Origin of the sequence: Prevotella lacticifex (assembly GCF_019973375.1) — a bacterium.
Classification (GTDB): Bacteria; Bacteroidota; Bacteroidia; order Bacteroidales; family Bacteroidaceae; genus Prevotella; species Prevotella lacticifex.
Genome location: NZ_BPTV01000001.1, coordinates 1,830,078 through 1,847,228, shown reverse-complemented (window position 1 = coordinate 1,847,228; position 17,151 = coordinate 1,830,078). Strand labels below are relative to the sequence as shown.

The following is a 17,151-nucleotide window of genomic DNA, read 5'->3' as shown; positions in this document are numbered from 1 at the left end:
ATTTAAAAAGATAGGTGACTATGGATAAATTCAAGGTGATAATCGTTGAGGATGTTCCTCTGGAACTTCGTGGCACAGAGGGTATATTCAAGAGTGACATTCCTGAGGCCGAAATCATCGGTACCGCCGAGAGCGAACCGGCTTACTGGAGGGCTCTGAAGCAGCAGCTGCCCGACTTGGTTCTCCTTGACCTTGGCCTTGGCGGCTCTACTACAGTGGGAGTGGAGATTTGCCGACAGACGAAAGAGAAATATCCCGACATAAAAGTGCTTATTTTTACCGGCGAAATTCTTAATGAGAAACTCTGGGTCGATGTCCTCGACGCAGGAGCCGACGGCATCTGTCTCAAGAGCGGCGAACTGCTTACACGTGGTGATGTGGCCAGTGTGATGAGCGGAAAGAAACTCGTTTTCAATCAACCCATCTTGGAGAAGATTGTGGAACGGTTCAAACAGAGTGTCAACTCGCAGCTTTTGCATCAGGAAGCGATGGTCGATTATGAGATTGACGAATATGATGAGCGGCTGCTGCGGCATCTGGCGCTGGGCTATACCAAGGAGCAGATAACTACGTTACGGGGTATGCCCTTTGGCGTAAAGAGCTTAGAGAAGCGTCAGAATGAGCTCGTTCAGAAGCTGTTCCCCGATGGCAACGGCGGCATGAGCGTCAACGCCACACGTCTTGTGGTGCGTGCGTTGCAACTGAGAATCCTCGACATTGACAATCTTCAGCCCGATGAGGAATAGGATTTGTGCATGGGTGAGCATAGTGCTCGTCGGACTGGAGGTGCTGCTCATACTTTCGTCGTGGATAGCCACTGCCGCTATGCCCGATCTTCACATGCGCTCCCTTCTCGGAAGCTATGGCATCAGATGGATGTTCGGCCACTTCACGGAGAATCTTAATGTGTCCATGCTCGTCGAAATTATCCTCCTTATCATCGGGGGAGGGGCTATGATAAACAGTGGTCTTGTTAGGTCGGCCCACAATCTCATAGCCCGTCGCCGTCTGCGCTACCTCGAACGCATCGGTCTCGGGGTCGTAATTGCTGAGCTTGTGGCTTTTATCGTGGCTGTGGTGTTATTGGCTTTCATTCCTCATGCAGTCCTTCTTAGTGTCACCGGACATCTGTTTCCGAGCAGTTTCTCTGAGAGTCTGCTGCCGGCGATTGCTTTCGCCATGGTCGTTTGCTCCCTTTCTTTCGGCATAGCGAGCGGACGGCTGACAACGGTGGAGCAGGTTTATGCATCGCTGACCTATGGTTTGGGCAGATGCGCATGGATATTCCCCATTTACATCTTTGCTCTGCAGTTGTATGGCTCGATAAGATTTGTGCTAATGCTCTGATTCTCAGCAATTGTTAAATAGACTTGCCACTCGCAGTATTCAGTTTCTTGTGGTATGAAAATTCTCTAAGTTTGAGTATTTTCTTTTGGCCATTCTGACGTAGATGTGTCTGAGCCAGAGGTTGCTTGTGGCTATAACAATGATGCTGAATGCTGACAATGCCATTGAGGTTGTGGATTGTCCGATGGCTGAGTCCATGGTCCTAACGGCAAAGAGAGGTATAAACAGAGCACCGATAGTGGTTATAATCTGCTGTGTTCCAATATGTTTACCTTTGTTTCCGGTAATCTTCGATACCAATGGAATGGTCCTGTCGTTGGTTACAGCTAACTGAAAGTAAGCGCAGTTCACGGGTCCTGCAGTGATAAGGGCAAAGGTCGTAAGCCGCAGAATATCGGTGGTACCGGCGAAAACTGTCGGCATCATCAATAAGAAAGGTAGGAGAGTCATCACACAACTGATGAAGAGTTTGGCTTTAAGCAGTGAGAGAATGCATTCTTTTCGCATCATTAGGACATCGATATAGTTCCCTTCATATCCCATGATGTTCACCGCAAGCATTGAGGGAAATACTTGAAAGCCATACAAAAGCATATAAGTTTGATCGAGATTATTATCGCTGTATATGCTTGTAAACGTGAGAGTTATACTTACAAATACTGTTGTGAGAACGGCATACAACGAGGCCTTGCGACGGTTCTTGTTCCTTTTCATGCTCGCAAGCTCCAATTTGACGAACACTAATGGCTCGCTACTGACATTGCTGAAGCTTATTTGCCGATGGCTTTCGGTTGTCGAATTCCGGTCATTACCGTTGAGTTCGGCATCAGCAGCCTTGAAAGCGATGGTTCTGCCAATGGCAAAGAGAGTCGCAAAAGAGACCGCTATCCCCAAAAACATAATTATATAGTGCTCGGTCAGTGTGCTGCCGGCAAATGCATAAAAGTCGCAGAAGGAATCGAGACTGATGCCTTGACCAGAGAAGAATGGTATAGATATTGCGGCATAAACGATTATCGGTAATATCCACCATGTGATATTAACCGTAATAAGGGTGTGAACAATAGTGTACCAAAGACTGTTCAACACTATGGCTGACAACGATATAGCGATTATCAGTGCCGCTGCCGTTGCATCCGCAGGCTCTGTTGCCGTGAGCGCATAAGCAAAGAATAATCCCGTCCAAAGAAGGTTGAAGGGCTGAAGAATCGACTTGATGACGAAAACGTCGGCACAAGCATATCTCGGAATAGGGAAAAGAAGGAAAGGCTTGGCGTATTGGGTGTTGCTGTGCAGAAACGAGAGTCGGAGCATGAAGTCGACAAAGAGAATGAAAGGCATCACTCCACAGATATATCCTACCGGCGTTGCTCCGTAGGAACCGCCGTTAGCGGTCGTCATTCCATAGGATTTCACCTGGTCTGCCATTAGCAGTCCGAGCCACGTGAGACTTGCCCAGAAGATGATTCCTGCTACAGCGATTATTATCCGTGCGCCCTTGCCCTCGCCATAAGCATTGCTCCGCCGATAGTCTAAAGCCGAAAGCTTTAGCAGCAAGCGTATTATGGCAAGTCGGTTTTGCTTCATCTCTTTTGTAGAACAATGTTTATGGTTTCATAGAATAGGACTCCTTTGCTTATGCGCGGGGCTATCTCAGATCGATAATTTCAGCTCCGGGACAAGCACTCTTTTTGAATTGGAATGTGGAATCGGCTATTTTATGGATTCTGAAGTTTGAGATGGTTATCGTTGTCCATCCCTTTCCGCGTCGCATACGTATCTTCGTGGGGTAGTAATTGCGCGTCACCGTGACATAGACCTCCTGCAACGAGCGTGCCGGGTGGATGGCTGTCATGTGCACTTCGTACTGTCCGGCTACATTCCTCATACTCAGCCGATAACCCGATTTATATATCGAGATGAACTTATACGGATTCACCGACATCTGTTGAGCGTCGTTTGGCTTCGTCACAGTAACCTCGTTGGTTGAGCTTGTGAACGTCCACTGCGTCTTGCCGTCGTTCCACACCTTCACTCCGGGCGACGTCGCGTAGAATCGGTTGCCCTTGATAGCTATCTGTCCCGATGCATTACCATAGCTCTGACCGCTGATTCTGAAACTTGCTGAGGCTCCGTTGCGGGCCCTTGCTATCGTTGCGGCTGTTCTGTCGAGAACATCACGTGCCGTCTGAGCGTTGGCTGTGCCAGTCCAAATAATGACGGCAATAATTATGAATAATATCTTTTTCATTCCAATCATTGTTGTTTTAAGCCCCTCACGGTTTTATTTCAGCTGGTCGAGGAGATTATTCAGCGTAGCCTCGTCGGCAATAAGTACCTCTCTTGGCTTTGATCCGTGAGCTTCACCGACGATACCCGCATCATGGAGCTGGTCCATCAAACGTCCTGCGCGGTTGTATCCTATAGAGAACTGTCGCTGAATTTTACTCGTTGAGCCTTGCTGCGACAGTACCACCATTAACGCTGCTTGTCTGAAGAGCGGGTCGAGTTTTTGTGCGTCGACGCCACCGGCATCGCCTTCTCCTCCTTCGTCCATTGCCGGTTCCGGAATCTCCATTGGAGTCACCGGCCCCGGTTGGTCGGCAATAAACTTCGAGATGGCATCCACCTCCGGAGTATCGACAAAAGCACATTGAACACGTGTGGGCTCGCTGCCGTTGAGATAGAGCATATCGCCTCGTCCCACGAGTTGCTGCGCTCCCGTCCTGTCGAGGATAACCTGCGAGTCGATGCGCGACCCCACACGGAAAGCGATGCGCCCTGGGAAGTTGGCTTTGATAGTACCGGTGATAATCTTTGTCGTCGGTCGCTGGGTGGCTATAATCATGTGGATACCCACGGCACGCGCAAGTTGGGCTATTCGTGTTATAGGCATCTCGATTTCTTTGCCTGCGGTCATGATAAGATCGCCGAACTCATCTATAACCACCACGATATAAGGCATATACTCGTGGCCCTCCTCGGGATTGAGATGATGGCTGAGGAACTTCTTGTTGTACTCCTTAATATTCCTTGCTCCGGCAAGTTTCAGCATGTCGTAGCGCTTGTCCATGAGCACGCAGAGGCCCTTGAGTGTCTTCACCACCTTCTGTACGTCGGTGATTATCGGCTCATCCTCGTTCTCGTCGAGCGCAGCCATATAGTGTTTGGCTATAGGAGCGTAGATGCTGAACTCCACTTTCTTTGGGTCGACGAGGACAATTTTCAGTTCGTTAGGATGCTTTTTATAGAGCAGTGAGGTGATGATGGCGTTGAGTCCCACCGACTTACCCTGACCCGTAGCACCGGCTACGAGCAGGTGTGGAATCTTTGCCAAGTCGACCATGAACACTTCGTTAGTAATCGTCTTACCCAAAGCTATCGGCAGTTCCATCTTCGCCTCCTCAAATTTCTTTGAGTTTATGATGCTCCACATCGAGACGATATTCGCGTGTTCGTTAGGAACCTCGATACCGATAGTGCCCTTTCCGGGCATCGGTGCGATGATACGTATTCCCTTTGCCGCGAGACTCAGGGCGATATCGTCCTCAAGATTGCGGATTTTCGATATTCTTATTCCCGGAGCCGGGGTTATCTCATAGAGGGTGATGGTAGGACCTACGGTGGCTCTGATGGATCGTATCTGAACATCGAAGTCGTTGAGAACCTTGATAATCTGATTCTTTTTCAGTTCGAGCTCATCCTTGCGGACAAACGATGTCATGTCGTCCGACGGATATTTCTTCAGAAGATCGACATTTGGGAACCGCCAGTTGACGAACGGCTCGCGGGGGTTGATAGGAGTCAACACCTCATCATTACCGGCCACGACTTTCTCCTTTGCGTGTTCATCCTTCTGGCTCTCACCCATTTCGAGATTGATGTTCTCTGCTCCGTCGTTAGCGTTTGCTGGCTGAACAACCGCTGTCGGCTCGGCACCGTTGGCAGCAGCTTCCTCCTGCGGTTCGTCGTTGTTGACGATGTCAAGATCGATAGGCTGCTGAACATCAGTGCTTTCGCTTTCCGGCTCAGCTTCTTCATTGTCGTCGACGGGCTCAGCCGTTGCCCCCGGCTCATCACCATTATTTTCGGAGATTGTGAATTTCACCCTGTTTGTGATATATCCCATAGGATTCATAATCTTTCTGACGACGATGATGGTTTCCGAAGTAAGATATGTGAGGAACGCCAAGGCCACGATGATGAGCACCGCTATGAGCCCAGGGCTGCCGATGAGTCCCTCGAACCACTGGCAGATAAACTGTCCGTGCCCTCCACCGGGATTGAAAATGCTGTCGGGCATAAGCGGGGTGAGCAGTTTGGAGAACGTCACCGACGACCACACCATCCCCAAAGCTGTGCAGAAGAACCACTTGCCCAGTTTAAGATTTGGCTTCGCCCCCATACATTTCAGTGACCATACGATGATGAACAGCGGAATGAAGAACGCCGGGATTCCGAAACACTTGTTGATGAAGAAGTCGGAAATGACGGCACCGAGACTTCCACAGCTGTTCTGAAACTCCTTGCCGCTGTTGAGAATATCGTTAGGACGCAAGTCGTTGACGATACTCTGGTCGGCGGCTCCCGTGCTGAAATAGCTCACGAAGGCTATTATGAGGAAAACAGCCAGACAGAAAAGTATGATTCCGAAGACGAAGTTAGTCTTGTCGTTGATGATATTGTTGAGACCAATCGCTTGGCTGAAAGTCTTGCTCGGGCGGTTGGATTTTTTCTTTGCCATTGTATAACCTGATTATTTAAGTGCAAAATTAATAAAAAAGCGGTGAACACGACCAAAAACTCATGTTTTTTTTCTAATTTTGCAATCTCAATGTGAACGTATCCCATGACTAAAATATTATACAACAAGTTCGACAAGAAGAAGATAGGTGAGCTGCCGCGCGTTTTATTCGATGGAAAAATCATCGTCGTGCAGTCGCTTTCTGAGGCTGACAAGGCTGTCAACTACCTTCTTTCCCGCGATATTCTCGGTATCGACACTGAGACGCGCCCCGTGTTCCGCAAGGGCATGCATCACAAGGTGGCCCTTCTTCAAGTGTCCGACCACGACACGTGTTTTCTCTTCCGGCTTAATCGGATTGGCATGCCGCGTTCTGTCATCCGTTTTCTTGAGGATACCACGGTGCCGAAGATTGGCCTGTCGCTCAACGACGATATGCTCATGCTCCGTCAGCGGGGTAGTTTCAAGAAAGGTTTGTTCATAGACCTTCAGGACCACGCCAAGGATTTCGGCATCGAGGACCTCAGTCTTCAGAAGCTGTATGCCAACATCTTCCATCAGCGGATTTCCAAGCGCGAGCAACTCTCAAACTGGGAGAACGATGTGCTCACCGAGGCTCAGAAGCGCTACGCCGCCACCGATGCTTGGGCTTGCATACAACTCTACGAGGAGATGCAGCGGATGAAAGCCAGCCACGACTATGAGCTTGTGGTCAGAGATACGGCCACTGTTGCCGTTGCTCAGGCTGCTGCCGACAGCTCCATTGCTGTCGTTAAATCAAATCACAGGAAAGACTCAAACAAGTAAGAACAGGCTCTACTATATAATATGTATAAGACAGTAATACTAAAGAAAGGAAAAGAAAGCAGCATTCTGCGCTTTCATCCGTGGATATTCTCCGGAGCCATAGAGAGAGTTGACGATGGAGTAGAGGAGGGCGATATCGTCAGAGTCGTTGGCCACGACAGGAAGTTCCTCGCCGTCGGTCACTATCAGATTGGCTCCATCGCCGTCCGTATTCTCAGTTTCGACGATATCACCATCGATGCCGACTTTTGGCGCACACGGCTGAAGAAAGCTTATGAAGTGCGGCAGTCCATCGGTGTCATCCGCAACGGCTCATCAGAGCTTATCACTCCTGAGGTCAACACCACCTACCGCCTCGTTCATGGCGAGGGTGACAATCTCCCCGGACTGATAATCGATATCTATGGCGATACCGCCGTGATGCAGGCTCACAGCGTGGGGATGCACGTCTGTCGTCAGGCTGTTGCCGAAGCCCTTGTCGATGTTATGGGCGATAATCTTCATGCCATTTATTATAAAAGTGAGACGACACTGCCCTTCAAGGCCAATCTCGGTCAGGAAAACGGCTTCATCTACGGCTCTACCGAGAATAACATAGCCATTGAGAACGGACTGAAGTTCCACATCGACTGGCTCAAGGGTCAGAAGACAGGGTTCTTCGTCGACCAGCGCGAGAACAGGGCCCTGCTCGAGCACTATGCTCACGGCCGTTCCGTTCTGAATATGTTCTGCTATACCGGTGGGTTCTCCGTCTATGCTCTCCGTGGCGGGGCACGTCTCGTCCACTCCGTCGACAGCTCTGCCAAAGCCATTGAGCTCACACGTGCCAATGTCGACCTCAACTTCCCCGGTGACAGCCGCCATGAGGCTTACGCCGAGGATGCTTTCAAATATCTCGATGAGCACGACGACACCTACGACCTCATCGTCCTCGACCCTCCGGCCTTTGCCAAGCACCGTAAGGCTCTGCGCAATGGTCTCCGCGGATATACTCGGTTGAATGTCAAAGGGTTGCAAAAGATTCGTCATGGAGGAATACTCTTCACCTTCAGTTGCTCGCAGGTTGTGACGAAAGACAACTTCCGTGAGGCCGTCTTTACCGCTGCCGCGCAAACGGGCCGTAGGGTGCGAATCCTCCATCAGCTCCATCAGCCAGCTGACCACCCCATAAACATTTATCATCCCGAAGGCGAATATCTCAAGGGGCTCGTCCTCTACGTCGAGTAAAACCTTCACCGAAATACTGATTCTGAGAACGGGCACAGTCCCGTTCTCAGCGTTTATGACCCCTTCTTTCTCTTCCGTCTTCAATATGAAGGACCGCTAAGAATGTAATAATTATTCAAAATCGATTCTATTCGCGAATCGTTCTTGTTAGCCTCTGATACTCAACGGCTTACCAATTCAGTCCGTTTCGCGTTCTAAAACGGTCCGTTTCGCGTTGTAAAATGGACCATATTGCATCGCAAAACGGCCCAAATCGCTTCCTCATTTCGATGAGATGACGAAAATAATAAATAATGTAAAGAGAATTCCATGGTTTCTCCCGTTTTCCCGACGATAAAATACCTTACATTTTGCGGCCATCTAATGCCACGGAAAACGAGCATGAAGCTATCGTGATAGCGAAAAATCACCACAATAATCACGTTATACTGGAATAAAACCCCCATAAATTTACATTTTTAGAAATAATCTTGCATTTTATTTTAATTGTGAATATAATTATGTATCTTTGCACTTGGGTTGAAAGAAATAAGCAATTACGCAATCAAGATTAAAAGTTATAGATTATGGTACTTGACATCGAAATGCTCCGTGATTTTTATGCCTCATATTCTGGGGAAGTAGCTAACGCACGCAAAGTCCTTGGCCGCAGTCTTACTTACGCCGAGAAAGTGCTTTACGCTCATGTTTACGACAAGTCGGGTCTTCGTCCCTACAAGCGTTTGGACGACTACGTCGACTTCCGACCGAACCGCGTGGCCATGCAGGATGCCACCGCTCAGATGGCCCTGCTCCAGTTCATGAACGCTGGCAAGGACCGTGTGGCCGTTCCCGCCACTGTCCATTGCGACCATCTCATAAGAGCCGATGTGGGTGTGGAGAAGGACCTTCCCGAAGCCCGTAAGACTAACAAGGAGGTTTACGACTTTCTCCAGAGCGTGAGCCGCAAGTACCACATCGGATTCTGGGCTCCCGGTGCCGGCATCATCCATCAGGTGGTGCTCGAGAACTATGCTTTCCCCGGCGGAATGATGATTGGCACCGACTCTCACACTCCCAACGCCGGAGGACTCGGTATGGTGGCCATCGGTGTTGGCGGTGCCGATGCCGTCGACGTGCTCACCGGACAACCGTGGGAACTGAAGATGCCGCGCATCATCGGCGTTCACCTCACGGGAAAGCTCAATGGATGGGCATCGCCGAAAGATGTCATCCTTTATATCCTCGGACTGCTGACGGTGAAGGGCGGCACCAACGCTATCCTCGAGTACTACGGTGAGGGCGTAGCAACGCTCTCAGCTACAGGCCGCGCCACAATCTGCAATATGGGTGCTGAGCTCGGAGCCACATGCTCTATATTCCCCTTCGACGGCAATACAGAGGACTATCTGCGCGAGACGGGTCGTGATGAGGTTGCCGACATGGCCGTGGGCGTTGCCTCCGACCTCGTGGCCGATGCTGATGTATATGATCACCCAGACAAATACTACGACCAGATTGTCGAAATCGACCTCGGCAGCATAGAGCCCCATCTCAATGGTCCGTTCACTCCCGATGCTGCCACACCGCTGAGCGAGATGAAGACCAAGGGGCCTCGTGAGGACTATCCTATGACTGTTGAGGTGGGACTCATCGGCTCGTGCACCAACTCGAGCTATGAGGACCTTGCAAAAGCTGCTTCCGTAGCCCGCCAAGCAAAGGCTAAGGGACTGAAGGCCAAGGCTCAGCTCATCATCAATCCGGGCTCGGAACAGATTTACTTCACCGCGCGCCGCGATGGGCTCATCGACGACCTCCAGGCCATCGGCGGAGTGATTATGACCAACGCCTGCGGACCCTGCATCGGACAGTGGCACCGCCATACCGACGACAACAACCGCAAGAATGCCATCGTCACATCGTTCAACCGTAACTTCCGCCGCCGTGCCGACGGCAATCCCAATACCTTCGCATTCATCGGCTCACCGGAGCTCACCGTGGCCCTTGCCATTGCCGGCCGACTCGACTTCAACCCCGCCACCGACACTCTCGTCAACGAAGAGGGCGTGGAGGTGCGACTCGACGAGCCATCGGGCGATGTGTTCCCACCGAAGGGATTCGCTGTCGACGACAAGGGATTCATTCCGCCTACCGACGACGGACGCGACACTGAGGTCGTAATATCGCCGACAAGCCAGCGGCTGCAGCGCTTGGAGCCGTTCCCCGCATGGGACGGTCACGACTACACCGACATGCCGCTGCTCATCAAGACTCAGGGAAAGTGCACCACCGACCACATATCTATGGCCGGACCATGGCTGAGGTTCCGCGGACACCTCGAGAATATCTCCGACAACCTGCTCATGGGTGCCGTCAACGCTTTCAATGGTGAGTCCAATAAGGTGCTCGACCGTCTCGACAACGAGTATAAGGCTGTCAGCAGCGCGGCCAAAGACTATAAGAGCCATGGCATCAACTCCATCGTCGTGGCTGAGGACAACTACGGCGAGGGCTCGAGCCGTGAGCATGCCGCTATGGAGCCTCGATTCCTCAATGTTAAGGTGGTGCTGGCCAAGAGCTTCGCACGCATCCACGAGACGAATCTGAAGAAACAGGGAGTGCTCGCCCTTACCTTCGTCGACAAGGCCGACTACGATAAGGTGCGTGAGGACGACAGCATCAGTGTCACTGGACTTGCTGACTTTGCTCCCGGTCGTCCGCTGACGGTCGTTCTCCGCCATGCCGACGGAACAGAGGAGAGTTTCAAGGCCGCCCACACCTACAATTCGACACAGATAGAATGGTTCAAGGCTGGTTCGGCACTGAACTACGCCAAGGAGCACATGAAATAGAAACAGAAAGGGATAACAATGAACAAGGAATATCTTATATACAAACTCTCCGACGAAGTAAAGAACTCCTGCAAGATACCAAAAGAGGCCTTTACGCAGTACGGCGTCAAGCGTGGACTGCGTAACGAGGACGGCTCCGGAGTGCTTGTCGGACTGACGAATATCGGTAATGTCGTGGGCTATGAGCGCGACGACAAAGGACAGCTGCACCCATGCGAGGGAAAGCTCTACTACCGTGGCTATGAGCTCAACGACCTCGTGGAGCCACTGCTGAAGGAGAAACGTTTCGGATTTGAGGAGATAGCTTATCTGCTCCTCTCCGGACAGCTCCCCGACAAGGAGGAGCTCCAGGCCTTCACCGAGCTGCTCAACGACAATATGCCTCTCGACCACCGCACCATCGTGCACATCATTGACCTCGAGGGATCGAACATCATGAACATCCTCGCGCGCTGTGTGCTCGAGATGTACACCTTCGACCCCAATCCCGACGATATCAGCCGCGACAATCTCATGCGGCAGTCGATAGAGCTGATAGCCAAGTTCCCGACAATCATCGCCTACGCTTACAACATCTACCGCCACAGCGTACAGGGCCGCAGTCTGCACATCCGTCATCCTAAGGAGAACCTCAGCATTGCCGAGAACTTCCTCTACATGATTAAGCACTACGACTACACCGAGCTCGACGCGCGGATGCTCGACCTGCTGATGATTGTCCAGGCTGAGCATGGCGGTGGTAACAACTCGACGTTCACCGTCCGTGTGACATCATCGACGCGCACCGACACCTACTCGTCCATAGCCGCCGGCATCGGATCGCTCAAGGGACCGCTCCATGGTGGTGCCAACATCAAGTGTATCAACATGTTCCATCACCTCAAGGAGGCTATCAAGGACTGGACCAACGTCGATGAGCTCGACACTTATCTCAACCGAATGCTCGCTAAGGAAGCTTACGACCACACAGGACTCATCTATGGCATCGGCCACGCCGTCTACACCCTCAGCGACCCACGCGCCATGGAGCTCAAGCGGCTTGCCGGACTCCTGGCCAAAGAGAAGGGTAGGGAAGAGGAGTACAACTTTCTCCGTCTCATCGAGGAGGAGGGAATAAAGTGCCTTATGGCTCACCGAAAGTCGGACAAGCCCGCTTGTGCCAACCTCGACTTCTACAGCGGATTCATCTACGAGATGATTGGACTGCCGCAGGAAATATATACTCCTATCTTCGCCATGAGTCGTATCGTCGGTTGGACTGCCCACCGCATCGAGGAACTCAACTTCGAGGGACGGCGCATCATCCGACCAGCATACAAGAATATCCTCGGACAGAAAGAGTATATTCCCATCGACAACCGATGAGGCAACTGATGTGAAAACCGCTGTGGCGGACTGAATAAAAAAGCACCATTCCCAAGTGTCTTTGGGAGTGGTGCTTTTTCTGTTGTCTTTGTTAATCTACTTCCCGGCCACGTTCCCAAAATGGGAATCCGCTTTATGACCAGATGCCGAGAATGAGCGGGAGTCTACTTGGCGTAGGTTTTCTTGTCGAACGTGCGGTAGACGAGATAGTCGCCGTCGCCGTTGATGGAGAAAGCATTGCCCGTGGCTTCGTTGAGAGTGCCCTGCCACAGCGAGTTGAAGGGATAGATGTTCCATTTCAAACCTTTTGACGACAGATGCCTGCAACCACCATTGAAGACGCTCACCTGCTGCCCCTCGAAAGACTCGAAGTCGGTGGCTCCGCGTGCGGCTACGAACCATCCGTAATCGGTAATCATACAGGGGCTGATGCCGAGCTGGTCCGTGTAGTACATCATCAGCGCAATATTGCCGATAGTGTGGTCCTCGCGTTTCCCCGTGGCTCCGATATAGGCTATTGTCTTGGAGCGGTAGTTGTCGACGGCAAACCGCGTGGCCTTTGTCAGGTCGTTGTAGTCCTGCTCCTCCACGTGGTGCCAGAGGGTGCTGTATTGCTCCTTGAGTGCCGATGGCAGACTGTCGCCGTCACCGACAACGGCTGTTGGCCGCAGCTGGCGGTTGGCGGTGCTGTGGCTGTTGTAGTCGACAATCTCCTTCAGCGCGCTGTCGCAGGCTATCAGCGTCGTTGCTGTGTGCAACAGCGTCAGTGCCGGCTCGCTCTGTGGGAAGTCGCCGGCAGCGAGAATGACAGCGTCGAAAGTACTGTCCTTGGTGATAATCTTGTTCATGGCCGGCACGTCGTTTCGTTGTCAGCAGCTTCGGCCATCATCATCTCCCGCCACTTGAAGTATCCTGCCACGGCAATGACCGTGTAGAGGGCGTAGAGTCCGGCTGTGAAAGGAATATCCTTGTAGACGTAGAGGGCCGCGAGCTCAGCGTCGACGACAATCCACACTATCCACTGCTCAATGTATTTCCTTGCGAGCCACCACAGTCCGATGATGCTCAGGGCATTGCCGAAACTGTCGAGAACGGGCACCGTAGAGTTTGTCCACTGCTTGAGAATGACGAATATTGCGCCCCACGCTACGGCGAATACAGCCACCGACAGGGCCGCCGTCCGTGCGCTGACCCCCGTTATGGGCATTTCCTTCGCCTCCTTGCCGTGGGTTCTGCCGAGCATCCAACTGACGAATCCGTATGCAGCGGCGAGGGCATAGTAAACCTGCATCCCCATGTCGGCATAGAGTCCGGCATCGAGATAAACAAAAATATAGACCACCGGCATTATTACGCCGGTGATCCATAGTAAGATGCTCGCCTTATATTCCTGGTAGACATAGACGAGGCCGATGATGGTCCCGAGAATGTCGAGCCAGTGGTCGGACAGGAACTGCTCCATCAGAATCGGAGAGTGATATTACCCATCATCGTGAATCCGGCCGCGGGTATGAAACCAATCTGATAGTAGCGTGGGTCGCTGTCCTTCATGTTCTTCTTGTCGTAGGCCGAGTAGACCCATCCTGATGTGGCATAGTGACGGTCGAAGATGTTGAACAGGTCGACACCGAATACAGCCTCTTTCATGCCGATGAACTTGCGGCCGACGTTGAGGGTGTAGTTCAGGCTGACATTGGTCTGCGTGAACCAGGGCAGCGAGCGGTCGTCGTTCTTTGTGTTGTCGAGATACTGACTGCTGACGTAGTTGGTGTGCCACAGACCGCGGAAGCCCTTGTAGTGAACGTCGAGGAATCCGTTGAGGATTGCTGCCGGCGAGAAAGCAAGGTCGGAGTTGCTGTAGTGGATGGTGCGGTAGCCGTTGTCGGCATTCCAGTCCTCGGCATATTCGGTGAAGTCCTTGATCTTATTCTTCGACAGGGCTGCGTTGCCGGCGATGGTCATCCACGACAGCGGGCTCCAGTCGGCGGTAATCTCGGCACCGAGGCGGTAGCTGTTGTCGATGTTTGTCGTGAGGTACTCGCCGATGTCACTCTTCATTCCCGTCTGCACGAACTGTCCCGTGTAGTCCATATAGTAGAGGTTGGCTCCTGCGTGCCAGTTGCTGCCGGTGTACTGGTATCCCATTTCGATGTCCATGAGTCGTTCTGGGCTTGGAGCGGGATAGTTGCCGTTGTCGGTGAAGTTGTTGCGCTCCGGCTCACGGTTGGCGTAGGCGATGGAAGCGTAGGCCTTGTGGCCGTCCTTGTGGAAACTCATTCCGGCCTTCGGGTTGACGAAGAAGTAGTTCTTGTTTATCTTCAGCATCTGATTGCTGTAGCTGCCGTCGGCGTTGGCAACGAACTTGTCGTTGTAGCCGTCGGTCTTGTAGCGCACGTAGCGGAACTGCACGTCGGCAAAGGCGTCGAAGTATTCGTTAAGGTGCTGTGTGGCCTTGAGGAACGCACTGTAGTCGTCCTTGTGGGCATCCGAGTTGTAGTACATATAGTTCTTGTCGTTGGGACGGAACTTCTGGTCGACGGCCTCGTTGGCGATGTATGTCAGATAGCCGAAGTGGTTGCCGCGGAACTGCTGGAGGTTCAGACCCCCGATGACATCCCAGTTCTCGTCCTTGTAGTTGGCGTTGTACACCAGTCCGTAGGTGTGCTGGCTCAGACCCTTCTTGCGGATGAAGTCGGTGCGCTTGACCTTGTTGCCGTCGGCATCGCTGAAGGTGAGTCCGAACTTCGCAAGCTTGTAGTTCGGCCGGAACTCATTGTAGTAGCCGTAGCCGTAGGTGTAGTGGATGGCCACATTGTGCGACCAGTGGTCGGTCGGGCGCCACACTGCCGAGAGAATGTTGTGGTCTTGATAGAAGTTGTCGGTGGTCTTCCGCCACAGGCTGCCGTCGCGCAGCTGATAGCGGTGGGTGTTGACCTTTCCGTTGTCGTCGATGTCCATACCCTCATAGAGCGAGTTGAACTTTCCGAGTCCCATCTTGTACATATCCTCATAGGTGCGCACGCCGTAGCTCATCAGCGATACGTCGTCGTTGCCCGCCGTCACACCGTTCCAGGCTTGTCCTGTCTTCTCGAAGTTGCCGACGTTCTTGTAGCTCACCTCGAACTTGTCGCCGTAGTATGTCAGTGCACCGAGATATGATCCGCTCCGGCCCTCAGTGCCGTGGACGTAGCCGTCGGTGGCTGTCTCGTGGTATGCACCGTCGAACACCCAGTGATCCTTCAGCAGTCCCGTCGAGAAACTTGCTCCGGCGTTGTAGGTGTTGAAACTGCCGTAGCTGCCCGTGAGCTCGAGGCTCGGTTTCAGACTCGGCGTTGCCGTTGCCAGCGAGATACTGCCGCCGAAGGCACCGTCACCGTTTGTCGACGAGCCGATACCCCTCTGCACCTGAACTGAGCCGAGCAGGGCAGCGTAAGAGTTCATGTTCGCCCAGAACACCGTCTGGTCCTCCGGTGAGTTCAGAGCAACACCGTCGAGGGTGACGTTGATTCGTGAGCCTGCCGCACCACGGATGCGCATGTAGGCTGTACCGGTGCCAAGGCCGTTCTCGCCCCACGCCAGCACACCCGGTGTGCGCGCAAGGAGGTAAGGCAGCTCAAGACCCGACTTCGAGAAACTCTGCAGGTCGCTGAGCTTGATGTTCGCCACTGCGAATGGGGCATTCTCCGGAGCACGCACAGCCTTGACGACAACCTCGTTGAGCTTCTGAGCCTTCAATGTGTCGACGTTCTCCTGAGCGTTAGCTCCCGCAGCACATGCCAATGCTGCCGTTAAGAGTACAATCTTTTTCATTGTTACCTTAAAAATTTTAATAAGACTTTTAAAGGGATTTCCTTCCTTCCCTACGCCGGCATTACCCGGATCAGGTTCGAGGGTATATTCTCAGCAAGGCCAATGGACCAAGCACCCCTTAGTTAGCCATCGCGCTAACCAAATGCAAAGTTACCTAAAAAAATCATAACAGCAAAAATCTTATCGCCATTTTTTCTCTCGCTGCTGAGTCGATTGAACACGGGGGGACTGAGTGGAATCGTAGGAAGGTGTAGGCGTGTAGGAAACTATAGAAGCTATAGAAACTATAGAAGCTATAGAGGCTATAGAAGTTATAGAAACTATATTTGTGTTTCTTAATCGACAAAACTTCAGAAAAACCGCCTCTTATTCGACAAAATTTCCACCACGAGGACGTTTTTGCGTTTCTTATTCGACAAAACTTCAGAATTCTTTATTGCTATCCGACGAAATTGCCTGACTCCTGCGACTCCTCAAAGGTGTCGCTGATTCGATGGTCCCTATCTCCTCCATCTAATGCTGTAAGTAGAGCACCGCACCGTTCCACATTTTATCTCCTCAGTCTAATGCTGTAAGTAGAGCACCGCACCGTTCCACATTTTATCTCCTCCATCTAATGCTGTAAGGAGAGGATAGCAAACTCCCCAGTACTATATCCCCATGTCGCCATATCCCCCTGCAACGACTCCACAAAGTTATAACATCCTTTTTGCTTTTCCAAATTTCAGCCGTCTATTGCCGTTAAAATCCGTTAACGGCAGCCCGAAATCATCATTTTCCTCCTTATTGCCCTTATAGCGGCTGCCGGTCATGCGGTTATCCTATTGCTGTCTATAATTTCCTATGATTTCCTATTTAGTCCTATGATTTCCTATTTAGTCCTATGGTTTCCTATCGAGTCCTATGGCTCCCTATAGTTTCCTATGGTTTCCTATAGTTTCCTATGATTTCCTATAGGGCGGGATTTATCCCCGTCCTACCAACAGCGGACAAGATACAAAGCAAAGACACCGCAGCAGC

At 51.8% G+C, this 17,151-nt stretch carries 12 protein-coding genes and 1 riboswitch; of the genes, 6 read left to right on the top strand and 6 right to left on the bottom strand.

The features are described from left to right. Positions 1 to 20: 20 nt before the first annotated feature. Positions 21 to 746 (top strand): DUF5932 domain-containing protein, encoded by a 726-nt coding sequence (locus tag LDN30_RS07240; protein WP_223929108.1) that lies wholly within the window; start codon positions 21 to 23, stop codon positions 744 to 746. Next, a complete protein-coding gene (locus LDN30_RS07235) occupies positions 736 to 1,347 on the top strand; it encodes an ABC transporter permease (protein ID WP_223926070.1) in 612 nt (203 codons plus the stop codon). Before LDN30_RS07240 ends, LDN30_RS07235 begins: the two co-directional genes overlap by 11 nt. Before the next feature lie 39 nt (positions 1,348 to 1,386). Here the strand turns inward: LDN30_RS07235 and LDN30_RS07230 are convergent, their stop codons facing one another. From LDN30_RS07230 to LDN30_RS07220, 3 genes are all read right to left on the bottom strand, one after another. Next, positions 1,387 to 2,934: a DUF5687 family protein gene (locus LDN30_RS07230; protein ID WP_223929107.1), complete on the bottom strand. Its 1,548-nt coding sequence runs from the start codon at positions 2,932 to 2,934 to the stop codon at positions 1,387 to 1,389. 61 nt (positions 2,935 to 2,995) lie between these two features. After that, positions 2,996 to 3,598, bottom strand: a complete 603-nt coding sequence (lolA1, locus tag LDN30_RS07225) for an outer membrane lipoprotein periplasmic chaperone LolA1 (RefSeq protein WP_223929106.1) — start codon at positions 3,596 to 3,598, stop codon at positions 2,996 to 2,998. 33 nt (positions 3,599 to 3,631) lie between these two features. Then, positions 3,632 to 6,091, bottom strand: a complete 2,460-nt coding sequence (locus LDN30_RS07220) for an FtsK/SpoIIIE family DNA translocase (RefSeq protein ID WP_223926067.1) — start codon at positions 6,089 to 6,091, stop codon at positions 3,632 to 3,634. A gap of 105 nt (positions 6,092 to 6,196) precedes the next feature. On the opposite strand from LDN30_RS07220, the gene LDN30_RS07215 reads away from it, so the two are divergent. From LDN30_RS07215 to LDN30_RS07200, 4 genes are all read left to right on the top strand, one after another. After that, on the top strand, positions 6,197 to 6,898 hold the full coding sequence (locus LDN30_RS07215; protein ID WP_223926066.1) for a 3'-5' exonuclease: 702 nt from the start codon (positions 6,197 to 6,199) through the stop codon (positions 6,896 to 6,898). Positions 6,899 to 6,919: 21 nt separating this feature from the next. Continuing rightward, the gene (locus LDN30_RS07210) at positions 6,920 to 8,125 is read left to right on the top strand and encodes a class I SAM-dependent rRNA methyltransferase (protein ID WP_223926065.1); all 1,206 of its coding nucleotides are present in this window, start codon (positions 6,920 to 6,922) and stop codon (positions 8,123 to 8,125) included. A 566-nt stretch (positions 8,126 to 8,691) separates the two neighbouring features. Next, entirely contained in the window at positions 8,692 to 10,956 is a 2,265-nt protein-coding gene (locus LDN30_RS07205) for an aconitate hydratase (protein ID WP_223926064.1), read from the top strand. Positions 10,957 to 10,974: 18 nt separating this feature from the next. Further along, positions 10,975 to 12,321 (top strand): citrate/2-methylcitrate synthase, encoded by a 1,347-nt coding sequence (locus tag LDN30_RS07200; RefSeq protein WP_223926063.1) that lies wholly within the window; start codon positions 10,975 to 10,977, stop codon positions 12,319 to 12,321. Positions 12,322 to 12,485: 164 nt separating this feature from the next. Here LDN30_RS07200 and LDN30_RS07195 read toward each other — a convergent pair whose 3' ends face one another. The 3 genes from LDN30_RS07195 to LDN30_RS07185 are packed head-to-tail and all read right to left on the bottom strand — an operon-like array spanning position 12,486 to position 16,131. Further along, positions 12,486 to 13,169 carry a thiamine diphosphokinase gene (locus LDN30_RS07195; protein WP_223926062.1) on the bottom strand — a complete coding sequence of 228 codons (684 nt, stop codon included), beginning with the start codon at positions 13,167 to 13,169 and terminating at the stop codon, positions 12,486 to 12,488. Then, positions 13,166 to 13,783, bottom strand: coding sequence for a nicotinamide riboside transporter PnuC (gene pnuC / locus LDN30_RS07190; protein ID WP_223926061.1), 618 nt, complete (start codon positions 13,781 to 13,783; stop codon positions 13,166 to 13,168). The genes LDN30_RS07195 and pnuC overlap by 4 nt, the downstream gene beginning before the upstream one ends. Next, the gene (locus tag LDN30_RS07185) at positions 13,783 to 16,131 is read right to left on the bottom strand and encodes a TonB-dependent receptor (protein ID WP_223926060.1); all 2,349 of its coding nucleotides are present in this window, start codon (positions 16,129 to 16,131) and stop codon (positions 13,783 to 13,785) included. The genes pnuC and LDN30_RS07185 overlap by 1 nt, the downstream gene beginning before the upstream one ends. A 30-nt stretch (positions 16,132 to 16,161) precedes the next feature. Beyond that, positions 16,162 to 16,260: riboswitch (TPP riboswitch) on the bottom strand. Between the last annotated feature and the right edge of the window lie 891 nt (positions 16,261 to 17,151).